At 35.5% G+C, this 22212-nt stretch carries 19 protein-coding genes and 1 riboswitch; of the genes, 9 read left to right on the forward strand and 10 right to left on the reverse strand.

Annotation, left to right across the window (positions count from 1 at the left end; translation table 11 throughout):
* Positions 1–140: 140 nt before the first annotated feature.
* The 4 genes from UtA1_RS01985 (at position 141) to fumC (ending at position 3884) form a co-directional block, all read left to right on the forward strand.
* The gene (locus tag UtA1_RS01985; protein ID WP_232019887.1) at positions 141–263 is read left to right on the forward strand and encodes an SLOG family protein; all 123 of its coding nucleotides are present in this window, start codon (positions 141–143) and stop codon (positions 261–263) included.
* Between the two features lie 217 nt (positions 264–480).
* Entirely contained in the window at positions 481–1620 is a 1140-nt protein-coding gene (locus tag UtA1_RS01990) for an IS110 family RNA-guided transposase (protein WP_096549889.1), read from the forward strand.
* A gap of 174 nt (positions 1621–1794) precedes the next feature.
* On the forward strand, positions 1795–2235 hold the full coding sequence (locus UtA1_RS01995; protein ID WP_232019926.1) for an SLOG family protein: 441 nt from the start codon (positions 1795–1797) through the stop codon (positions 2233–2235).
* 260 nt (positions 2236–2495) lie between these two features.
* Positions 2496–3884, forward strand: a complete 1389-nt coding sequence (gene fumC, locus UtA1_RS02000; RefSeq protein WP_096549890.1) for a class II fumarate hydratase — start codon at positions 2496–2498, stop codon at positions 3882–3884.
* A gap of 90 nt (positions 3885–3974) precedes the next feature.
* Here the strand turns inward: fumC and UtA1_RS02005 are convergent, their stop codons facing one another.
* The 4 genes from UtA1_RS02005 to UtA1_RS02020 form a co-directional block, all read right to left on the reverse strand.
* Positions 3975–5273 (reverse strand): nucleobase:cation symporter-2 family protein, encoded by a 1299-nt coding sequence (locus UtA1_RS02005; RefSeq protein ID WP_096549891.1) that lies wholly within the window; start codon positions 5271–5273, stop codon positions 3975–3977.
* A 37-nt stretch (positions 5274–5310) separates the two neighbouring features.
* A complete protein-coding gene (locus UtA1_RS02010; protein ID WP_096549892.1) occupies positions 5311–5883 on the reverse strand; it encodes a xanthine phosphoribosyltransferase in 573 nt (190 codons plus the stop codon).
* Positions 5884–6004: 121 nt separating this feature from the next.
* Positions 6005–6106: riboswitch (purine riboswitch) on the reverse strand.
* Between the two features lie 149 nt (positions 6107–6255).
* Positions 6256–6948: a hypothetical protein gene (locus UtA1_RS02015; protein ID WP_096549893.1), complete on the reverse strand. Its 693-nt coding sequence runs from the start codon at positions 6946–6948 to the stop codon at positions 6256–6258.
* A 124-nt stretch (positions 6949–7072) separates the two neighbouring features.
* Positions 7073–8518, reverse strand: coding sequence for an amino acid permease (locus tag UtA1_RS02020; RefSeq protein WP_016837600.1), 1446 nt, complete (start codon positions 8516–8518; stop codon positions 7073–7075).
* 238 nt (positions 8519–8756) lie between these two features.
* On the opposite strand from UtA1_RS02020, the gene UtA1_RS02025 reads away from it, so the two are divergent.
* The 3 genes from UtA1_RS02025 to UtA1_RS02035 all read left to right on the forward strand — a co-directional run bounded on the left by UtA1_RS02025 (position 8757) and on the right by UtA1_RS02035 (position 12076).
* Complete coding sequence (locus UtA1_RS02025) at positions 8757–10118, forward strand: IS4 family transposase (RefSeq protein ID WP_096549894.1); 1362 nt, start codon at positions 8757–8759, stop codon at positions 10116–10118.
* Between the two features lie 132 nt (positions 10119–10250).
* On the forward strand, positions 10251–11450 hold the full coding sequence (locus UtA1_RS02030) for a CynX/NimT family MFS transporter (RefSeq protein WP_096549895.1): 1200 nt from the start codon (positions 10251–10253) through the stop codon (positions 11448–11450).
* Positions 11451–11521: 71 nt separating this feature from the next.
* The gene (locus UtA1_RS02035) at positions 11522–12076 is read left to right on the forward strand and encodes a restriction endonuclease (RefSeq protein WP_096549896.1); all 555 of its coding nucleotides are present in this window, start codon (positions 11522–11524) and stop codon (positions 12074–12076) included.
* 39 nt (positions 12077–12115) lie between these two features.
* Here the strand turns inward: UtA1_RS02035 and UtA1_RS02040 are convergent, their stop codons facing one another.
* Complete coding sequence (locus tag UtA1_RS02040; protein ID WP_096549897.1) at positions 12116–13960, reverse strand: SLC13 family permease; 1845 nt, start codon at positions 13958–13960, stop codon at positions 12116–12118.
* A 350-nt stretch (positions 13961–14310) separates the two neighbouring features.
* On the opposite strand from UtA1_RS02040, the gene UtA1_RS02045 reads away from it, so the two are divergent.
* On the forward strand, positions 14311–15813 hold the full coding sequence (locus UtA1_RS02045; RefSeq protein WP_016837596.1) for a catalase: 1503 nt from the start codon (positions 14311–14313) through the stop codon (positions 15811–15813).
* A gap of 190 nt (positions 15814–16003) precedes the next feature.
* Here UtA1_RS02045 and UtA1_RS02050 read toward each other — a convergent pair whose 3' ends face one another.
* Complete coding sequence (locus UtA1_RS02050) at positions 16004–16933, reverse strand: AEC family transporter (RefSeq protein WP_096549898.1); 930 nt, start codon at positions 16931–16933, stop codon at positions 16004–16006.
* 254 nt (positions 16934–17187) lie between these two features.
* Between UtA1_RS02050 and UtA1_RS02055 the strand changes: the two genes are divergently transcribed.
* Entirely contained in the window at positions 17188–18639 is a 1452-nt protein-coding gene (locus UtA1_RS02055) for a hypothetical protein (RefSeq protein WP_096549899.1), read from the forward strand.
* A gap of 39 nt (positions 18640–18678) precedes the next feature.
* On the opposite strand, the gene UtA1_RS02060 is transcribed toward UtA1_RS02055, so the two are convergent.
* From UtA1_RS02060 to UtA1_RS02070, 4 genes are all read right to left on the reverse strand, one after another.
* Positions 18679–19863 carry a CaiB/BaiF CoA transferase family protein gene (locus tag UtA1_RS02060; RefSeq protein ID WP_016837593.1) on the reverse strand — a complete coding sequence of 395 codons (1185 nt, stop codon included), beginning with the start codon at positions 19861–19863 and terminating at the stop codon, positions 18679–18681.
* 407 nt (positions 19864–20270) lie between these two features.
* Complete coding sequence (locus UtA1_RS02065) at positions 20271–20564, reverse strand: DUF6509 family protein (RefSeq protein WP_016837592.1); 294 nt, start codon at positions 20562–20564, stop codon at positions 20271–20273.
* 174 nt (positions 20565–20738) lie between these two features.
* A complete protein-coding gene (locus UtA1_RS16940; RefSeq protein ID WP_172597780.1) occupies positions 20739–20882 on the reverse strand; it encodes a hypothetical protein in 144 nt (47 codons plus the stop codon).
* A 472-nt stretch (positions 20883–21354) separates the two neighbouring features.
* Positions 21355–22170: a metallophosphoesterase gene (locus UtA1_RS02070; RefSeq protein ID WP_026019012.1), complete on the reverse strand. Its 816-nt coding sequence runs from the start codon at positions 22168–22170 to the stop codon at positions 21355–21357.
* Between the last annotated feature and the right edge of the window lie 42 nt (positions 22171–22212).

Genomic DNA, 22212 nt, shown 5'->3' on the forward strand with positions numbered 1-22212 from the left:
GTTTGGTTACCTACCATTATAACGAAATTTGGGGAGGTACCCATTTTTTATTGTCTTGAATCCCTTGAAAATCAAGGGGTGAGAATTATGAAATTAACTCATATAGCAAAACTATTCCTTATATTAAGAGGGGGATTAGAATGATTCAATCGCTTTATGTGTCAGGATACAGACCCCATGAATTATGTATATTTAAAAAAAAACATCCTGGCATTCAAATCATAAAAAACAATCATGAATTTTCATTCACAACCCTGGCATGAAAATGGATATTTCTTTCCCATAATGTAGATAACACAAACAGTTAACAATACGTAGGCTTTTATGGTGGATGATACCCTGAATAAAAAACTGTTTGAGTGGATTTGGTGAACAACCCATTGTTAGCTCATTCATTTGGAATGATGACTACGTACAGAAAAATGCTTATATTTCAAATTCACTCGCTGTTTGTGAATCTACTTTATGGGAGGGATTATATTGGATGTACTGATGACACGTTGTGCAGGATTAGATGTACATGCTGAAACAATTGTTGCTTGTGTCATGATTGGCGAACAGGACGATGAATTATTCATTGAAACAGAAACTTTCCCCACTTTAACAAAGGATCTCTTTCGTTTACTAAAGTGGTTGGAAAACCATGGCATTACGCACATTGCGATGGAGAGTACTGGAGTTTATTGGAAACCTGTTTATAACATTTTGGAGGATTACTTTGATATTACATTAGCGAATGCTCAAAGAATCAAGAATGTCCCTGGAAGAAAAACAGATGTTTCGGATGCAGAGTGGATTGCGAAGTTATTGCGTTATGGACTGATTGAAAAAAGTTTTGTTCCACCAGAAGATATACGAAACCTTCGTGATTTAACTCGGCTTCGTAAAAAATGGATCGGCCATTTGACTTCAGAAAAAAATAGGATTCTGAAAGTATTAGAATGCTCAAATGTTAAACTAAATTCAGTTATTTCAGATGTGTTTGGTGTTTCTGGAAGAAAACTTCTATCCAAATTAATTCAAAATGGATATGTTGATTCCATTGATGTAGAAAATAGTATTCACGGAAGAATGAAGCACAAAAAACAAATGATTACAGACTCTTTATTCGGTACTTTAAACGATCATCAAATCTTTCTAATCAAACAATCTTGGCAACACATCGTTTATTTAGAATCATTAATCAGCCAAATCGAGGAAAGAATAGATGAAATTCTGAAGAATTATAAAGAAGAAGTGGAGTTATTACTAACGATTCCGGGTATTAAAAAGGATTCCGCAGCAATTATTATTGCAGAGATTGGGGTGAACATGGAACAATTTCCTACCTCTCAACACTTAGCGTCTTGGGCCGGAGTTGCTCCAGGAAATCATGAAAGTGCAGGAAAACGAAAGTCAACTAAAACGACTAAAGGGAATCCTCATATCAAAACTGTACTGTGCGAAGTAGCATGGGCAATCTCTAGAAGTAGGAATCGTTGGTTAGCTGCTAAATATTGGTCGATTGCTGCAAGAAGAGGAAAGAAAAAAGCACTCGTTGCCATATCGCATCGAATGCTTCGAATCATTTACTCCATGCTAATTAATAAGGAGCCTTATAAAGAACCTTTAATTAATTAGTATAACCAAAGAAGAATAAGTTTAAACAAAGTTACCTTCCATTAGGTAGCTCTGCTTTCTTATTGTCTTTTTTAGGTTATTTATATATTACCCTCAATAGATTGAAGCTATTCATGGGCTAAGTGGAATTAAATTATTTTCACAGAAAAAGCCATTGAGAATGAATTGAGAAGTATGATTGAGGATGGATTAGAATGGGTCGTCGTCAGTGGACAACTCGGTATTGAAATATGGACTGCAGAAGTTGTCATTGAACTAAAAAATGAATTTCCTCAATTGAAATATTCCGTTATTACACCTTTTTTAGATATCGAGAAAAATTGGAATGAACAAAGACAACAACAATACGCTTACATTATTAGTCAAGCAGATTTTGTGACAAGTATAACAAAAAAACCATATGAAGCACCTTGGCAATTTGTTGAAAAAGATAAATTTATTATTCAAAATACCGATGCCCTATTACTTGTCTATGATGAAGAACATGAAGGATCTCCAAAATATTTAAAGCGACTGGTTGAGAAATACATGGAACGCAATCCATATGAACTATTTGTGATTACGTCTTACGATTTGCAAATCATTGCAGAAGAATTAGAAAGAGCTGAATGGTGATTTTTTCAAATTTTTTTGAATTTCCTGTTGACAATTTAATTGATAATGATTATCATTATCGTAAATAGAAAATTTCCGAGCTGAACCCCCCAAAATATATCTCGGGAATAATATTTTCCATTTTATTTTCTCCAAATTATGTCTATATCCCCCTATATAGACATTTCTAGGCTGCAACTATTATGTTGCAGCCAAAATTCTATAATCAATACTATTTTTTTATTTGAAATACATATACTAATACAAAGGAGTTGTACAAAATGAAATATCGTATAGAAAAAGATACGTTAGGTGAAGTCCGTGTACCTGCAAATAAGATTTGGGGCGCCCAAACACAACGTAGTAAAGAAAACTTCCAAATTGGCGATGAAAAAATGCCAATAGAAGTCATTCGAGCATTGGCAATACTAAAAAAATCTGCAGCGATCGCCAATAAAAAATTAAATAAATTGCCACCAGCAAAAGCAGATGCCATAATTTCTGCAGCAGATGAAATTCTAGAAGGTAAATGGGATGACCAATTTCCACTAGTTGTTTGGCAAACAGGTAGCGGTACTCAATCTAACATGAACGTGAATGAAGTTATTGCTTACCGTGCAAATCAATTATTAATTGAACAAGGATCATCGGAGAAAGTTCATCCAAATGATGATGTCAACATGAGTCAAAGTTCGAACGATACATTCCCGACAGCATTACATATCGCTGCTGTTGAAATGGTAGAAGACTATTTGTTACCTCGATTACAACTTTTGAAAAATACATTAAAAGAAAAATCAGAAGCTTTCAAAGATATTATTAAAATTGGTCGTACCCACTTACAAGACGCAACACCTTTAACACTTGGACAAGAAATTAGCGGTTGGTACTATATGCTAGAACGCTCAGAACAAATGATTAAACATAATACCGAGTATTTAAAGAGCTTAGCCATCGGTGGTACTGCAGTTGGTACTGGTATCAATGCTCATCCAAAATTCGGAGACATGGTGGCAGACGAAATTAGTAAAATAACAGGTAAACAATTTGTTTCCTCTGAAAATAAATTCCATGCATTAACAAGCCACGATGAAATTGTTGCTGCACATGGTGCTTTAAAAGCCTTAGCTGTAGACTTAATGAAAATTGCGAACGATGTTAGATGGCTTGCTAGCGGCCCTCGTAGTGGTATTGGTGAAATTATTATTCCTGCAAATGAGCCAGGAAGTTCGATTATGCCTGGTAAAGTAAATCCTACTCAATCTGAAGCTTTGACGATGGTTGTTACTCAGGTAATCGGTAACGATGCAACGATTGCTTTTGCTGCTAGTCAAGGAAACTTTGAATTGAACGTATTTAAACCTGTCATTATTTATAACTTCCTTCAATCAGCCCGACTTTTAGCTGATGCAATGAAATCCTTCAACGACAAATGTGCTATAGGCATTGAACCGAACCATGAAGTACTTGAGCGCAACTTAGAAAATTCTTTAATGCTTGTTACTGCATTAAATCCTTACATCGGTTATGAAAATGCAGCAAAAATAGCGAAAAAAGCACATGCGGAAGGCACTACTTTAAAAGAAGCTGCACTTTCTCTTGGCTTACTAACAGAAGAACAATTCGATGAATATGTAGATCCGAAAAAGATGATTTATCCAAATGCTTAAATTTCTAAATTTGTGTTTTCATCCCTTAACATACCCCTTAAAAAGAAATAACCGACGAGCAATTGGCTCGTCGGTTATTTCTTTTCTATATTACTCTTCTGCTGTTGTTGCATACATGGAATCTACTTTTTTTGGACCAATCATATTAAATATGATGTTTAACACAATCGCTGATAACGAACCGCAAACAATTCCATTAGACGTTAAAATGGATAAACTACCTGGCAATACTTCAAAAATATTTGGTACAAATGCAACACCTGCACCTAAAGCTACAGAAATTGCGACAATCATCGTGTTTTCTGGTGATTTCAAAATTTCAGGTGCAAGCATTGTAATACCTTGTGTCAATACCATTCCAAACATTGCAAGCATAGCACCACCTAGTACAGCAGTTGGAATAATTGTTGTTAGTGCTGCGATTTTTGGTAAAAAGCCTAAAGCAACGAGCATTACCCCAGTAATAATGATGACTTTTCGATCTTTTACCCCTGTCATTTTAATTAATCCAACATTTTGTGAAAACGTTGTATATGGAAATGCATTAAAGATTCCACCAATGATTGAAGCCAATCCTTCTGATCGATAGCCGCGTGCCAAATCACTTGCTGAAATTGACTTTTTCTCAATATCGCCTAATGCAAAATAAACACCACTCGATTCTACTAACGAAACCATCGCAACAAGCGTCATTGTAAGGATTGAAGCCAAGTCGAAGGTTGGCGTTCCAAAATAAAATGGTTGTACCATATGGAACCATCCTGCTTCTAATACAGGCGAAAAATCAACTTTCCCCATAAAAATACCTATAATTGTTCCGAACACTAAGCCTAATAATATGGAGATGGAACGAATAAAGCCTGTTGTAAATCTATAAATCAATAAGATCATTATGAGAGTAACTAACGCTAATGTAAGGTTGGAAGCCGAAGCAAAATCTGGTGCTCCCTGTCCTCCGCCCATGTTATTCATGGCAACTGGAACTAATGAAATTGCGATAATTGTAACAACAGAACCTGTCACAACAGGAGGGAAAAATTTTACTAACTTTCCGAATACTCCTGATATGAGAATAATAAGAAATCCAGAAGCAATAATAGCTCCATAAATCGCACCGATACCTTTACTCTGGCCAATTGAAATAATCGGAAATACCGCAGTAAATGTACATCCTAATACGACAGGCAAACCAATTCCGAAAGCTTTCCCCCTCATTACCTGTAACAAGGTAGCGACGCCACACATCATAATATCAATTGCCACTAAATACGTTAGCTGCTGCTCATCAAACCCTAATGAACTCCCAATAATTAACGGTACTAAAATAGCTCCAGCATACATCGCTAATAAATGCTGTATACCTAGGGTAATTGCTTTTCCATTCGTCATGAAATCATGTTCCTCCTCGAAATAATTAAACAATCAATTATTCAGCAAACTCGATTGTGTTATTTTTTAAAGATTTGATAATGGCTAAAGACTCTACACGAATACCTTGTTCTCGCAACGCTTTCCCACCATTTTGGAATCCTTTTTCAATCACAATGCCAACTCCAACGATTTTACACCCTGCTTGTTTAGCTATATCCAATAATCCTTTTACCGCCTCACCATTTGCTAAAAAATCATCGATGATTAACACATTATCGTCTGGGGATAAAAAGTCTTTTGAAACGGATATTTCGTTTGTTTCTTGTTTTGTAAATGAGTAAACTTGCGAAGTATATAAATTTTCAGATAAAGTTAAAGATTTTTTCTTGCGTGCAAATACTACCTCTGCACCAATAGTCAAACCTAACATCGTCGCAGGTGCGATACCGGAAGATTCAATTGTTAAAATTTTTGTAATCACTACATCCTTAAATCGATTCGCAAATTCTTCGCCAATTTCTCTCATTAAAAGCGGATCAATTTGATGATTTAAAAAAGAATCCACTTTTAGCACAGTGTCCGAAAGCACTTTCCCTTCTTGAGCTATTTTTTCTTTTAACAAATCCATTAAAAATTCGCCCTTTCATCATTTCTTTAATAAAAAAACTCGAAAGACCTTTCCTATGAGGAATAAGCCTTTCGAGTATATCGAAAGCACATAGACTTGTGCATATGTACTAACATCCGACAAATCTAGACAATCCCCTCATAGTCGACTTATTTACGGTAAGTCGGTAGAAACTTGCGAGCCATATTCCCGCGATTATATGAGTGTGGTATTTATTTATTTTTGAATGTTTATTATTATAAACACGTCATATGTCGAATGCAAGATATTTCTTAAAATAAACACATGTATTATTCGGAAATCGGTGAAATTTCAACTAACAAGCAGATAAATTGTTCGTATTTTCTGTTTTTTCTAAACTATCACAAAAAACTATTTCAACAGGCGGCTAATTACTTCTTTTACAGTTCCAAACGCTGCTCCTTCTTTGCCAAAGTAAGACATATTACGGCATGCAATAACTTTGACATCCTCACCGTTTTCGAGGGGATATTCTGCAATTACTCCTAATTTTTCAAGTTCTTGTACAGTACCTGTCTCAAACGTTTCTACTTTATGAATCAAACGTTCTTGATAAATTTCTCGAAATTCATCAAACGCTTTAGAACCTTGAATGATGATAATTTCTGGTGAAAATTCATTCAGCACTTTTTCAAACAACTGTTTTCCCGAGAGATATAGTAAATGATTTTCTTTTTTCATTTGCTTAAACTGTTTATAATCCTTTGCAAGAAGACAATTTACATTCGTCAAAACAACGTTTTCATTAAATTCTTTTTTCATCCATTGTGCAAAATTCAAGCTACCTTTATATTCCCGAGAAGCTGCAATGATTTCAAGTCCGTTTAATTGTTCAAACAATTCTCCATCAACGAGTGAATCAGCATACATTTTTATATCATTTAAATCAAAATAAGCTAGTGATTCCGGATATAAACCGACTAAAAATACTCTCGATTTATAAGGGTTCCCATCCACTTGAAATGGCCGATATTGAATATCGTCAGAATGCCCATCCACAACCCATTCGTATATTTTTCTGAAAAAACCCACGGAGACCGTCATTTTACTCATCCTTTACCAGTCTTTTGATCTTTTTCACTTGATTAGACAGAAAAACCCTTAAAACTTTCCATTTTTCCCATTATAACAACAGATTTAGCCTCTTATATATCCTTTTGTTGTTGGCTTACTTTTTCTCTACATCTAAATTACATTCCTCAAGCGGAATCAATTTTGTTTTGTGTTTAATCTTATACCCTAACCAAAAGATGATAAACAAAGGAATTCCGATGTACGAAACCGCAATTCCATACCAATCGATTGTTCCGATAAAAGCCGTATAATTTTGCCCAATGATGACGATTAAACATAAAGTTAATGCAAACAGTGACCCAAATGGATATAAAGGTGATTTGTAAGGTAAATCATTTAAGTCTCTTCCTTGTTTAATATATGCTTTTCGGAATCGATAATGGCTAATGGCAATACCAACCCAAGCAATAAAACCTGATAACCCAGATGCATTTAATAGCCACATATAAACTATTCCATCCCCAAAGAAGGAAGATAGAAAGGCTAAACAACCTACTGCAAGAGTTGCAAGTAAGGCATAAATTGGTACACCTCGACGATTTAGTTTGGCAAAAATCTTCGGAGCTTTTCCGTCTACAGCCAATTGCCATAACATACGTGAAGAAGCATATAAACCTGAATTCCCAGCTGAAAGCATAGCAGTTAAAATGATGGCATTCATCACAGAAGCAGCAAAGGCAATCCCTAATTTATCGAATACTAAAGTAAATGGTGATACCGCTACATCTTCTGATAATAGTCGTGGGTCTGTATAAGGAATTAATAATCCAATTGCAAGAATGGCTAATATATAGAATAGTAATATACGCCAAAATACCGAACGTACAGCTTTCGGTATATTTTTCCCAGGATCTTCAGTCTCTCCTGCTGTAATTCCTAACAATTCTGTTCCTTGGAAAGAAAATCCCGCAGCTAAAAAGATTCCGAATATCGCTAGAAAACCACCATTAAACGGAGCCTCATCTATAAAGAAATTTGTTAAACCGACTGGCTCTCCACCAATAATGCCAAAAATCATTAAGAAGGAAGTAATAATAAAGATGATCACTGTAGCTACTTTAATCATGGCAAACCAATATTCACTTTCGCCATACATATTGACTGATAATATGTTAAAAGTTAATACGACTACAATGAAAAGGATTGTCCACAAAGCTGATGAACTATTAGGGAACCAGAATTTCATAATTAAATTTACAGCTGAAATTTCTGCAGCAATTGTAATTGCCCAGTTGTACCAGTAGTTCCACCCCATTGCAAATCCAAAGGCAGGATCCACAAATTTTGTTGCATATGTACTAAATGAACCTGAAGAAGGCATGTAGGCAGCCATTTCCCCTAAACTTGTCATTAAAAAATAAACCATGAACCCGATTAAGGCATACGCTACTAAAGCTCCCCCTGGCCCTGCTTGGGCAACGGATGCTCCACTGGCTAGAAACAATCCTGTTCCAATGGTTCCTCCTAAACTAATCATTGTAATATGCCTACTTTTCAATCCTCGTCTCAGTTGTCTATCATTTTCAATCTCTTTTCCCATGGTAAATCTCCTTTTAACTCCAATTCCTCTATTCTTACATTATTTCCTTATTGAAAAAATTTTTAGTTATTACTCAACTTTCGCACCTAAAAAATAAGCATTAATCATTGGTTTTATTGAAACCAGAGTTTATCAAATATATTCGTTGACAAATTTAAATAATCATGAAAAAACACCTCGTTCTTTGGTATAGTGTAATTGATGAAAAACACTACCATACAGAAGAGGTGTCCCCTATATGATAAACCAAAATAGCCAATTTAATCAACTACCAAAAGAACTTGACTCTGTTTTTTCTGAGCTTGAAATAAATAAGCATCTACGCCAAGCAGGAATTAAAAAATCGTTTGGCTTTAGCTGTTCTTACTTATTTCAACTTATTTTTTGTTTGATTTTTCAACATAGAAATTGGTTTTCCCTACTGGATTCAAAGAAAGCAGATCAATTTCCAGCTAAGGACGCTGTTTATCGTTTTTTAAACCAAGCAACGTTCAACTGGCGCCGCTTTTTATTACTATTGAGCACTTTTACCATTCGAAAAGTGGCAAGTCTTACGAATCGAACACGACCAAAAGTGTTCATTATTGATGATTCTTCCTATGATCGAAATCGCAGTAAAAAGGTCGAATTGCTCGCTCGTTGTTTTGATCATGCTTCACTTAAAATGCGCTTTTATAAAGGTTTTCGTATGCTTACTTTGGGTTGGTCAGATGGCCATACATTTATGCCAATTGACTTTTCTTTAGTCAGTTCGAGAAAGTCACAAATCAATGGTATTTCTGATCACATTGATAAACGCACATGTGGCTATAAACGTAGACAAAATGCACTTCAAACAGAGCCTGAACAGATTCCTGATATGATTAAGCGTGCATTAACGAGTGGAATCGAAGCCAGCTATGTTCTTATGGATTCTTGGTTTACCTTGCCACCACTTGTTAAAGCGATTGTCGATCAAGGATTAGATGTCATAGGGATGGTTAAAGAAACAAAACAACGCTATAACGTAAACGATAAAATGGTTTCACTAAAGCAACTTTATCGCTTAGCTGTACCTGTTCCATCCGGGAAAGGAGTTCTTCGTTCAATTCATACAACAATGGCTAACGGGACACCCGTTAAAGTGGTATTCATTCAAAATAGAAATAAGAAAAGTGAGTGGCTTGCCATCCTTAGTACCGATTGCACGCTCTCCGAACAAGAAATTGTGCGAATCTACGGAATGCGCTGGGATATCGAGGTTTTCTTTAAGACAACCAAATCCCTTTTAAAACTTGAAAAAGAGTTCCAAAGTCGTTCATATGATGCGCTTATTGCCCATACAACGATTGTATTTACACGTTTTATTGTACTCTCTTGGCAGAATCGTTGTAATACGGATGAACGAACAATTGGTGGTCTGTTTTATGAACTATGTGATGAAGTAAATGAACTTGATTGGGCTGTCGCATTGCAGCAGTTAATCGAGCTTCTTCAAGATGTAATAAAACAGACCAACAAGAAAATCAAAAAATTAATTCAAAGTCAACTAGAACAGTGGATATCCAACCTTCCTAGCTATATCAAGGCTTATTTGCCAATTTCAGTCTGCGAAAGTTGAGTTATTATTAAAAAAGCATTCTTCTACCAAAACTTACAATTGAAAGGTATTATTATTCTTGTATCTGTTCAAGAAGGCACTTTATTAATATAACACTATTTTGGTTATTTTGAATTATTGGAGGTCTTTTTTATGAAGATAGAACACGAAAGTTCTGTTAAAAAACTCCATTTTACTTTTACAACCTTTATTTTTTTCATAGCCATCATCTTTTTCGCTACGACCGTAAGAACTCCGATAACGGGAGTTGGGTCTATCATCTCCTATATTCGAGAGGATTTAGGCATTTCCAATACTTTAGCAGGATTTTTAACGACGATTCCGCTTCTTGCTTTTGCTATTGTTTCTCCCTTCGCACCAAAGATTTCACGTAAATTTAGCATGGAATATACCTTGTTCTGCTCATTGATTCTTTTAACAATCGGAATTATTTTGAGATCAGCCGGAAATATCCCCTTACTTATTATCGGTACGATATTAATAGGTGTTGCTATTTCTTTTGCAAATGTATTGTTCCCGAGTTTTTTTAAAGCAAAATATCCATATCATGTTGGATTGTTAATGGGAATATATACTGTATCAATGAACATCTCCGCCGCAGCATCTCTCGCTTTTAGCCAACCTATTGCGGAACATGCTGGGTGGCAAGGTGCTCTTGGATGTACTGTTATTTTCGGTTTGCTTACAATGATTGCTTGGATTCCTATTCTGCGCAGTGAGCACGTAGAACAAGGCAAAACAGAAAAAGAGGCCAAATTGGGGTACAGAATTTGGAAATCCCCTCTCGCATGGGCAATTGCAATTGCGATGGGAATGCAGTCTTTATTGTTTTACTGCTCCACTGCTTGGATGCCAGAAATCTTAGTATCACAAGGTTTCAGTTTAGATAAAGCTGGTTTAATGGCATCTGTTTTTCAGCTCTCACAAATGCCCATGACATTTTTTGTTCCAATACTAGCTGAAAAATTATCATCTCAGCAGCCAATTGTCTATTTCTTTACTCTATGCTATCTCATCGGTTTTAGTGGTCTATTATTCCAATGGACAGATGCCATACTCATCTGGATGATGCTTTTAGGACTTGCGGCTGGTGCTTCCTTTGGACTTGTTTTAATGCTTTTTACGTTGCGTACCAGAAACGCTTATGAAGCATCTGAAATTTCTGGATTTGCTCAGTCTTTTGGTTATTTAATTGCTGCAGTTGGCCCCGTTTTGTTCGGATTCATTCAAGAAATAACAGGTAGCTGGACAGTGCCGAATATTCTGTTTATTGCAACTTCTATTATTTTATTTGTATTTTCCTTCATCAGTTCAAAAAAACGATATATTTAACAAACACAAACATACGTACCCTTTTTTATGATACTATATAGGTTGAGAATTGCAGTAAGGGGTTAAGACTGTTGGCAAAGAGAATTAAAAAGAAAAATCGATTTACTCGTGCATTGTTTAGGCTTCTGCTTATAATCGTAGGTTGCATCGGATGGTACTTTACAAGAACTTGGAAAGGTACACTGATTTCATTAGGAATTTTTTTATTCACTGTTTTCCTTATAAAACTATGGTGGAAAACAAGAGGTTTTTTTCGCCTTCGAAAAGCCGGTATTAAGCAAATAGATGAAATGACAGGCGAAGAATTTGAAGAGTTTTTAGGCATGCTTTTTAAAAAACGTGGCTTTAAAGTAACGTATACAAAGACCTCTGGTGATTATGGTGCCGACCTCATTTTACAGGACCGAGAAAATACGATTGCCGTTCAGGCGAAAAGATATGCCGGAAGTGTAGGTGTAAAAGCAGTCCAAGAAGTAATCGGTGCTTTAAAAATGTACGATGCAACAGAAGCTTGGGTTATTACAAACAGCTATTTTACAAAACAAGCACAAAAATTAGCAGAATCAAACGATGTATATTTAATCGATCGCGATGAATTGATTGAAATCATTTTAGATTCAAAATAAAGGGAGTGCATCATCTTCTTGATGATGGAACTCCTTTTCTTATAACGGAAATATAAAAGGAATAACGAACATCATCACAATAAGCATAATCAATTGTAACGGTATTCCGATTTTTAAAAAATCCGTAAATGTATATCCTCCCGCAGTTAATACTAATGAATTCGTTGGTGAGGCGATTGGTGTCGCAAAAGCCATCCCACTTGCAGCGGCAACTGCAATCATAAATGTATATGGATTCGCATCCATCGTCAAAGCGGCGTTCATTGCAATTGGAGCAAACAAAACAGCAGTAGCAGTATTACTAATAAATTGTCCGAATACAATGGTCAGTAGATAAACCCCTACTAATACACCATAAGAGCCAAAACCACCTAATACATGTATAATGCCATCTGCTAACAGCGTCATTCCACCGGTTTTTTCTAACGCTGTCGCCATCGGTAACATTGCCGCTACTAATACGATACTCTCAAAATTCATTTGATCATAAGCATCATCTACATTCCGTAAACAACCAGTAATAATCATTAACACCGCACCAATTAATACACAAATTACCGCATCGAACACTTCAAATACCATTAATGCAACCATAAATAGGAGGATGGCTGCCGCAATTTTGGCTTTTCCTGTCGCAGCAATGTGTCCAGCCATTTCTTTCGGTTGTCCAACTACTACTACATCTTGCGTTTCCTTGGATAAAAATTCAATCGCATCCCACGTTCCTTGAACTAAAATTGCATCACCAAAACGAAGCCTTTGAGAAGCAATGTTCTCTGTGAAATATTCTCCTTTTCGATTAATTCCAATTATATTTACATCGTATTTTTCCCTAAATCCAATTTCATCAACTTTTTTTCCAATCAGTCTTGAATGAGGAGTTAATAATACTTCCGCTACACCAATATCTTTTGAAACTAATTCATTCGATTCCTCTCGATCAAATTCACGAACTACCAAACCACAATCTTTTACAAAGTGATATACATCTTCTTGCTCCCCTTGAACATATAATACATCTCGAGCATGGATAATAGATCTAGGCCCTGCTACCATTTGATGAGGATAAGAAAATACTTTTGATCCTTCTGTATGTTTCAGTATTTTCATCACATATACATTGAATGTCGAGGGTAATTTCAATTCAGCAAGGCTCTTCCCTACAATTTTTGAATTCATTGGAACGAAAACTTTAAATAATTTATCGTTTAGATGATACTCTTCTACAATCTTCTCTGGAGACAACTGATAAGCGTTATTTGAACTAATTCCTTTGTTTTTATTTGGTAGCAGCTTATTTCGCACGAATACTAAATAAAGGATCACCACTACCGCTGCAATCATCCCAATTGGTGTAATGGCGAAAAAACCCAACTTGTCAAATCCATAATCCACAAGAGTCTGGCTAACAATCAAGTTTGGAGGTGATGCAATGAGCGTCATTAGGCCGGACATGCTGGCCATATAAGATAGTGGCAATAAATACTTAGATGGACTTACTTGAATACTTAATGCAATACTTACTACAATCGGCATCATTAATGCCACCGTACCTGTATTACTCATAAAAGCACCGACAACCGCAACAATGAGAAGAAGTAATACAAACAATTTTAATTCACTATTTCCAGACCACTTCAATAACAATCTTCCTGCCATACCACTTAATCCAGTTCGCATTAATCCTGTTCCGATTATAAATAACCCCGCAATCATGATGACAACTGAATTAGAAAACCCTTCCAACGCCTCTTGTGGTGTAAGGATTCCCAAAGTGACAAACGCAAGTAGCGCCATGATAGCAATTAAATCTCCCCGAAAACGATTTAATATAAACAGGAATATTGTTACTACTAAAAGGGTAAAGGTAATTATCAATTGCATAAGAATACTCCTTAATCACATACCGTACATTTTTATATTGAATCAACCACACAATAGTTCATTGTACTGCAATAAATATCTTTTTTCACTGGAATACAATAATTTTATTCATTATCAATTATTTTGTCATGTATAGAATCAATACAACCATTTTTAGCTTTATTTTTTCTCTTTCACTTTTTTACTATGTTTTATTACATTCAAGTAATTGAAGGAATTCAATTCAGATTAGAATATTTACCTCTTTATAAATTATTTCTAAAAATAATTATTCTAATTTAGTAGAAATTTTTATTTAGATTTGTTATAGTTAATACATAAGCGAAGAACAATTTAGGAGGTACAATGATATGACTAATATTAACGATAAACGCCAACTCTTTACAAAAGCAAATGGTGCACCCGTTGTGAACAACCACGATTCTATGACAGCAGGCAAACGTGGACCTGTCTTATTACAAGATGTTTGGTTAATTGAAAAACTTGCGAACTTCAACCGTGAAGTAATTCCAGAACGCCGTATGCACGCAAAAGGTTCAGGGGCACATGGTACATTTACAGTAACGCATGACATTACAAAATACACGAAAGCAAAAATGTTCTCACAAGTTGGGAAAAAAACCCCATTATTCATTCGCTTCTCTACAGTTGCTGGTGAACGTGGTGCAGCTGATGCAGAGCGCGATATCCGCGGTTTCGCAATCAAATTCTATACTGAAGAAGGAAACTGGGACTTAGTTGGTAATAACACACCTGTATTCTTTTTCCGCGATCCATTGCACTTCATCGATTTAAACCACGTAGTAAAACGCGATCCTCGTACAAATATGCACAATGCTAATAGCAATTGGGATTTCTGGACACTGCTTCCTGAATCATTACACCAAGTGACAATTACAATGTCCGACCGCGGAATCCCTGCAAGCTACCGCAACATGCATGGATTCGGTTCTCATACTTACAGCTTTATTAATGAAGATAACGAACGAGTTTGGGTTAAATTCCATTTCATAACACAACAAGGGATTAAAAACTTAACAGATCAAGAAGCAGCTGAATTAATCGGTAAAGACCGTGAATCTCATCAACGCGACCTTTACAATGCAATTGAAAATGGTGACTATCCAAAATGGAAAATGTACATCCAAGTAATGACTGAAGAACAAGCAAAAGAAATGCCTTACAATCCATTCGACTTAACAAAAGTATGGTACAAAAAAGATTTCCCTCTCATTCCAGTTGGTGAAATCGAATTAAATCGAAATCCAGATAACTACTTTGCAGATGTAGAACAAGCTGCATTCTCACCATCAAACATCGTACCTGGTATCGGTTATTCACCAGACCGCATGTTACAAGCTCGTATTTTTGCATACGCGGATGCACAACGTTACCGTTTAGGAGTAAACCATTATTTACTTCCTATTAACGCTCCAAAATGTCCATTCCGCACATTCCACCGCGATGGTGCAATGCGCTTTGATGGCAACTTAGGAAGCACGCTGAGCTACGAACCAAACAGCTACGGCGAATGGCAACATCATCCTGAATTGAAAGAGCCACCTTTAGCTCTTGAGGGAGATGCAGATATTTATGATTTCCGCGAAGATGACAATAACTATTTCGAACAACCTGGAAAACTGTTCCGCATCATGACTGCAGAAGAACAACAACGACTCTTTGAAAATACGGCTCGCGCTATGGAAGGAGTAGAAGAACATATTAAACGCCGCCATATTTTACACTGCTACTTAGCAGACCCTGCCTATGGTGAAGGCGTTGCAAAAGCACTTGGTTTATCATTAGATGGAATGGATTTAACAAATCCATATAAAGATTCTGTCAAAAAATAATTAATTATACTGTTCAAATAACCTATTTCAAATCGCTTACAAATGAATCTATCAATCTACTAATCATTGATAAAAAATCCTACCTTACCATCATCGGCAAGGTAGGATTTATTTTTGTCATCACTATCCTGAAATCCTGAAATTGATTTAACACTTTGGGGTAGTTAAGACCTTTTATTAAGCTTTCTTTTTATCCAAAAAGAATGTTGGATAGATATATCACGATTGTTACCGTAAAGCAACTTACAATCGTAGAGAATAAAACCGTTTGTGCGGCAGTATTGGATTCCACATCATATTCTAAAGCTAGACTTGAGCTGTTGCGGGATGTAGGAAATGCGCTTGCAATAAATAGAGATTTTGCAACGACCCCATCGATTCCAAGTAGATAAATGATTAGTAGTGCAATTGCTGGGCCTAGTATTAGTCGCGTAAAGCAGCTTGTAATAATCGTTTTGTTAATAATTGTGCGTATTTCAATCTGGGATAATTGAGCCCCTAACGTAATTAAAGCAACTGCAATAAATCCTTCCGCAACATGATCCAATGGAATGCGAAAAGTTTGGGGAATTTCAAAATCTGCGATATTTAAAATAATCCCAATGATTAATGCATGAACAATCGGCATTTTCAAAAAGCCCTTTAAAATTTCCAACCCTGATTTTGTCGCAGAAATTAAATTGTACAAGCCGTAAGTATACGTGGTCATATTTTGGAAAATAACGAGAATTACTTGAATGGCAACCCCAATCGGTTGAGTAGCAAAAACCATTTGTGCAACAGGTATACCATAGTTCCCAGAGTTGATGAGCACAACACTATTTTTGAAGACAGCCGATTCTAAACGATTAAGACCTAATAGTTTGGCTATGTAATGGCTAATCAGCATTTGACTTCCAATAAACAAAACAATAAATATTGCTACTTGTGCAAGTACCGACATGTCAATTGTCGTTTCATATATATTGACAAAGACTGCTGCTGGCATAAAACAGTATGTAACGAGCTGAGACAATGCTTTTAAGTTAAATTGAAATTTCTTCTGTAACAATGCACCTACTACAAGCAATACAAGAATCGGTGCAACAATTTGGAAAAAAATCATTGATAAGTAGTACATTTTGCGACCTCGCTTAGTTTAGATAGGTAGCTTCATTCAATATTACATTATACTAAATGTATCATATTCTTCGAGTTGCTAGTCTTACTAAGAGATCGATTCTTCACCAATTGGTTTTCAGTGATGCCCGCAATCTGATGGATATTTCAATATGAATAGCAAACAAAACTAGCTAAAAGGTAAATCTTTTTTGCATTTTTTTTATTTCTAATCTTTGGTATATTCATCTTAAGTGATTTAGGAGGAGAAGCAGCATGCTCAAATTTGACGAACTGCTCTTTCAGAAAACGAAAGGTCAGATAGGCAAGCCTTTTGAAGAAATAATTGAACAATTCAGTAGTTATAAAGTAGACGAAAAAATATTTGGCAACGTAATTCCTCTTGAACAAATTCTTTTCAATAAAACAGAAGCAACAAACGTTATTTATAGTACCGTTAAAAACAGCTGGGGAAAAATGGACTTATTTACACAAGAAATGTTTCGTTTATCGAATATAGAACTGCAAAACGTTGAAAAGAAACTCGACGCATTTTTCTCATCTCCAACTAGCAAAAAATTAATATTCGAGCATGCACTCATGAAAAATGTTTTTAACTTTTCACATTTTATTGAATTAGTTTTTGGGAAAAAGTCGAATTATTCAAAATCAATTACTAAATTGAATGAAATTCATTTATATAAAATAGGGAGAAAATATTTCATATATATACTATATAATCAGAAACCTGACTTTTGGCGTTATTTGTATGCCAAAAAAATTTATTCAATTTTCTTACAAACACCATTACATACGATTCAAAATCCCTTTGATTTAATGAATCAATTTAAGCAATTAATTCAATCTTTTCAAACGAAAAATCAAGTGGTCACAACAATGAATAAATTCATTCAAAATATTGATTATAAAAATCCACGTTCCTATTTGTTAAAAGAGTTTCATTTATTAAATATCTCCCTTCATTTTATGGGCGGAAAGCGACACTATAAAAAAATTAATAAATTGATATCGGATGTAATTAGAACGTGGAAATCTGGAGAATGGGCACTGACCGAGAAAGAACAAACTTTACTATCGTATATTTTAGCAATTGATGGAGCAAAGCATTTTGATACGGAAAAAACCATTGCTCATGGAAAATATTTAATCATGAATGATCGTTTAATTAATCATTCCATCGAATTATTAATAGAATATGGAGAAATATTACCTAACTTAAAACCTGAGCCACAATCGTTAGTAAAACGATACGATAAAAATTACCTAGAACAAGTATTTTTTATTGTCATTGATGCTCTTGTAAAAAACGAACAATATTTCGATGTGCTGCAATTGATGAAAGAGTATGAAATCGCTTCATGTACAAGCATCTATGATTTTTTAAATGCAAAAGTCTTCGATAAAGATTTATTGCTTAAAATTGAAGCAACTGTGCAACGGGATATTGCTTACATCGTTGATCATTCGCCTCAGCACGTATTACAATCTATCGAAAAATGGCTAAAACAATATAAAGAGATTGAAAGTCCTTTCTATCCTATTGCTAAAATGACATCCCAACATGTTTGCAATTTGTTGAAAGCTCTTTTCGCCACAGAACAATTTGAACTGTTTGAACAATTAATCAACATCTATATAAAATACTTAATACTACAAGAAGATTTTGAGGATTTGCGTAATTTCGTTTCCGGTTTTGTACAAAAATAAACGTCCCAAAAGTAATAGCCATTACCTTTGGGACGATTTTTATTGCAACACGCCCATTTGATGGAATGTTTCAATCTCCTCATCCGAATAACCAAGCGATTTTAAAATTTCTACTGTATGTTCACCGACTTTTGCACCAACAAATTTATAGGTTGGTTCGACACCGTCAAATTTTATTGCAGTTCCAATCTGCTTTTGTGTTGTACCGTCTTCTTTTGGAACATCGACAATCATATTTCGAGCTTGAATTTGCGGGTGATTGCAAGCCTCTTCAAAGGTTAGAACTGGTTCAACACAACCGTGAAAATCTTCATTGAACACTTCCAACCACTCATCAAAAGTTTTCGTTAAGAAAGCATCTTTTACTGCCTCTTTAAATCTCTTTTGTGTATAAGTAGAGTCATTAAACGTGCTTTGAATTAATTCAGGAATATCTAATGCTTCACACAATAACTTGCGGAAGTGCGGCTCTAAACTACCTACTGAAAAATAACGACCATCCTTTGTTTCATAATAATCATAAAACGTTCCACCGTTTAATATTTCTTCTTCAGCCTTTGGTAACTCACCGCTTCCTAAAAAGGCTGTTCCATATAATGCATTCATTGTGAAGACAGCATCTGTCATGGATATATCAATGTATTTTCCTTCTCCCGTTTTTTCACGATGTAGTGCACATGCAAGCACACCTATCGCTGCATGTAATGTTCCCCCAGCTATATCTGCAATTTGTATCCCCATCGAAACAGGTTTTTTCCCTTTGTGTCGTGAATAATCAAGTATACCTGCAATCGATAAATAATTATTATCATGACCTGGACGATTGCGATATGGTCCTGTTTGGCCATAACCCGTGACAGAACAATAAATCAGCTTTGGATTTACTTGTTTTAATGACTCATAATCTAAGCCTAAACGTTCCATTACACCAGGCCGAAATCCTTCAATGACAATGTCATATTCTTGGATTAATTTTTTTACGATTTCCACTGCTTCTTGTGTTTTTAAATTTAGTTTGAGTGATTTTTTGGAGCGATTTAAATGCTGATGAATGTACGACTCTTTATTATCATCATATGGCGGCATAATGCGCATTAAATCCACTCTACGTGTGGACTCAACGTGAATGACGTCTGCCCCAAAATCTGCAAACATCATCGTCGTAAAAACCCCAGGAAGCATTGATGAAAAATCGAGAATTTTTAAATCTTTTAATATAGTCACTTTTCCCATCCCCTCTATGAACAAGCCAACTATTCATATAATTTTTGAAGAAACAAACTGCTATCATTACGAGCTTTATAACAGTTATATCTCAATAATTATAGTAATATTTTAAAATAATCTGAAAATTTTGTGAACCTCTTATTCAATATATGATAATTCATTCATAGATATTATTAAATCTATGAAAACGGAATGGAAATAGTAAAATCCATTAATAGTAATTATTAGATTCCTCTTGAATGATAGGGAATTTGATTCTACAAAAAAATGTATTTTTATAAAATATTTTCCTAGTATGCTAGTTTGTTCGTCAACATAACCATCTATATTAAGCGAACTCCTATTTATACATAAAAGACCCCGTCATCTCTATGAATGATAGGGTCTTTTTCTCTTATGATATACTATTCACCTTGTTGTGCTAATCGCTCTTTACAGAAATCTAATAGGTACTGCTCTTCGTCTTCCTCTAATGCTAATTCAATATATTTTTCATCTTGCTTATCCATAATAAAATAATTGATAATAAATGGCCCTTCCCCATTATCGCCTACAAGAAGGCGGATTTGTGTTCCTGCACTAGAATATAGTTCGTCTTCTTCATCCACTTCTATGTCCAACAAAAATTCGTAGCGTCTTCCCTCAATTATACCAGTCGGATCAATTAATTCTTCCATTGTAAAATCAATGATATTCATATACATTTTCTCCTTTAAATTATTCCTAAAAATTCTAATTACAATCATAATCAAAAATGGATAATGGTCAAATATCTTCTCATATTCATAAAACAATTTAATCGAGTAGGAGGGAGCGATTAACTCCCGTCCTCTCACACCACCGTACGTACGGTTCCGTATACGGCGGTTCAATTAAGATAATTGACGCAAGTTTTCATAACTTCCGTGAATAGCTTGTCTTCTTATGCCAGTGGTCACTCCACCCTCCAAGAGGTCTCCCACGGGATTCACCGCTTCCTTCCTCAAGTGAGGTACTACGTTTTCTGTGTTCATCATGACTCACTGAATGCCAAGGGCTATTCTCTCTTAATTGTTCGGTCCTTCTCAGTTGTTCTAGACCAACTAATACTATGACCTCTGCTGACTTCTGACGGTTCAGCTACTTATCACTAAGTAGGTTATGAAGCGTACTTCACCTATCCGCCAGACCTCCCCGGGTAAGTACATGCACTTTCACACCATCTATCCGCCTCATTTACTCGATATGACCTTCGACAGAAAGAGCTTTGTTTTGTTTGGCAAACTCACTCAATCATACCTAGCCTTATATGAGGTTCGTGTTCCTCGGACCGGTGTTTTGCCTCCAGCTTCCTTCAGATTCCGCGTCACCACGGACACCCTTGCTCTTGGCTAACCTCTACTTCTGTCTTCGGGGTTCGGGACTTACACCCTATAGTTCATGTACATGCCGGGCGCACCAACAAAAAACCGCCTCAATTTGAGACGGTTATATTTTGAGCATAACAGCTTATTTCGTCTTTAACTCTACAACGACAATCTCAGGCAAATTAAAAATTCGATAAGGTACTCCACTATTGCCTAATCCTCTATTCACATTCATCGTCGTCCCATTCTCTTCATAAAATCCCGCAGTGTATACAGGGAAAAACCCTTGTCCAGGCGCTACTAAGCCTCCAACAAAAGGAATTCTAATTTGACCTCCATGGGCATGTCCTGTAAATATCAAGTCTAATTCATTTTTTACATAAATATCAAACTTTTCCGGACGATGGGCAAGTAGCATTGTAAACATATCTTTTGGAACAGTTGATAATGCAGTATTTAACATAGTTTGCGTATCAGTCCCATTGAGAGGATCTTCAATGCCCGCTATAGCAATTCTTTCTCCTCCCCGTTCAACCCATGTCGCAGCGTTCGGTAAAATATGTACTCCTATTTCCTCAAGGGCATTATAAATTTCCGTTACTTGATTAATTGCTACTTCATGATTACCAATTACATAGTACACATCCGCGATTTTTACAAATTCACGGACAGCTAATAAACTCTGTTGTAAATTATAACGATTGCTGTCAATAAGATCTCCCGTAATAAAAATGACATCTGGATTTGTTTCCCGTACTTTTTCAACTAATTTTTCTTGATTTTCACCAAATAAAGCATCATGCAAGTCAGATACTTGAGTAATTCGAAAACCGTTAAATGAATCAGGAATTTCATCAGATTCATATATTTGTTCCGTTATGACAATCCAATGATTATTTACGTACAAAAATAAATATAAACCGACAATTAACAATATCAGTGTTAGTAACTTTTTCAAAACCATTCGCTCAATTCTATTCTTAGTTTTCCAAATGTCCAT

Origin of the sequence: Ureibacillus thermosphaericus (genome assembly GCF_002370195.2) — a bacterium.
Classification (GTDB): Bacteria; Bacillota; Bacilli; order Bacillales_A; family Planococcaceae; genus Ureibacillus; species Ureibacillus thermosphaericus.

Coding starts and splice junctions, on each gene's coding strand:
- UtA1_RS02065 (WP_016837592.1), bottom strand. CDS start 20,564: ATGAATATCATTGATTTTACAATGGAAGAATTAATTGATCCGACTGGT.
- UtA1_RS02030 (WP_096549895.1), top strand. CDS start 10,251: ATGAAGATAGAACACGAAAGTTCTGTTAAAAAACTCCATTTTACTTTT.
- UtA1_RS02040 (WP_096549897.1), bottom strand. CDS start 13,960: ATGCAATTGATAATTACCTTTACCCTTTTAGTAGTAACAATATTCCTG.
- UtA1_RS01995 (WP_232019926.1), top strand. CDS start 1,795: ATGATTGAGGATGGATTAGAATGGGTCGTCGTCAGTGGACAACTCGGT.
- UtA1_RS02055 (WP_096549899.1), top strand. CDS start 17,188: ATGCTCAAATTTGACGAACTGCTCTTTCAGAAAACGAAAGGTCAGATA.
- UtA1_RS02025 (WP_096549894.1), top strand. CDS start 8,757: ATGATAAACCAAAATAGCCAATTTAATCAACTACCAAAAGAACTTGAC.
- UtA1_RS16940 (WP_172597780.1), bottom strand. CDS start 20,882: ATGATGAACACAGAAAACGTAGTACCTCACTTGAGGAAGGAAGCGGTG.
- UtA1_RS02050 (WP_096549898.1), bottom strand. CDS start 16,933: ATGTACTACTTATCAATGATTTTTTTCCAAATTGTTGCACCGATTCTT.
- UtA1_RS02045 (WP_016837596.1), top strand. CDS start 14,311: ATGACTAATATTAACGATAAACGCCAACTCTTTACAAAAGCAAATGGT.
- UtA1_RS02010 (WP_096549892.1), bottom strand. CDS start 5,883: ATGGATTTGTTAAAAGAAAAAATAGCTCAAGAAGGGAAAGTGCTTTCG.
- UtA1_RS02005 (WP_096549891.1), bottom strand. CDS start 5,273: ATGACGAATGGAAAAGCAATTACCCTAGGTATACAGCATTTATTAGCG.
- fumC (WP_096549890.1), top strand. CDS start 2,496: ATGAAATATCGTATAGAAAAAGATACGTTAGGTGAAGTCCGTGTACCT.
- UtA1_RS02020 (WP_016837600.1), bottom strand. CDS start 8,518: ATGGGAAAAGAGATTGAAAATGATAGACAACTGAGACGAGGATTGAAA.
- UtA1_RS01985 (WP_232019887.1), top strand. CDS start 141: ATGATTCAATCGCTTTATGTGTCAGGATACAGACCCCATGAATTATGT.
- UtA1_RS02015 (WP_096549893.1), bottom strand. CDS start 6,948: ATGACGGTCTCCGTGGGTTTTTTCAGAAAAATATACGAATGGGTTGTG.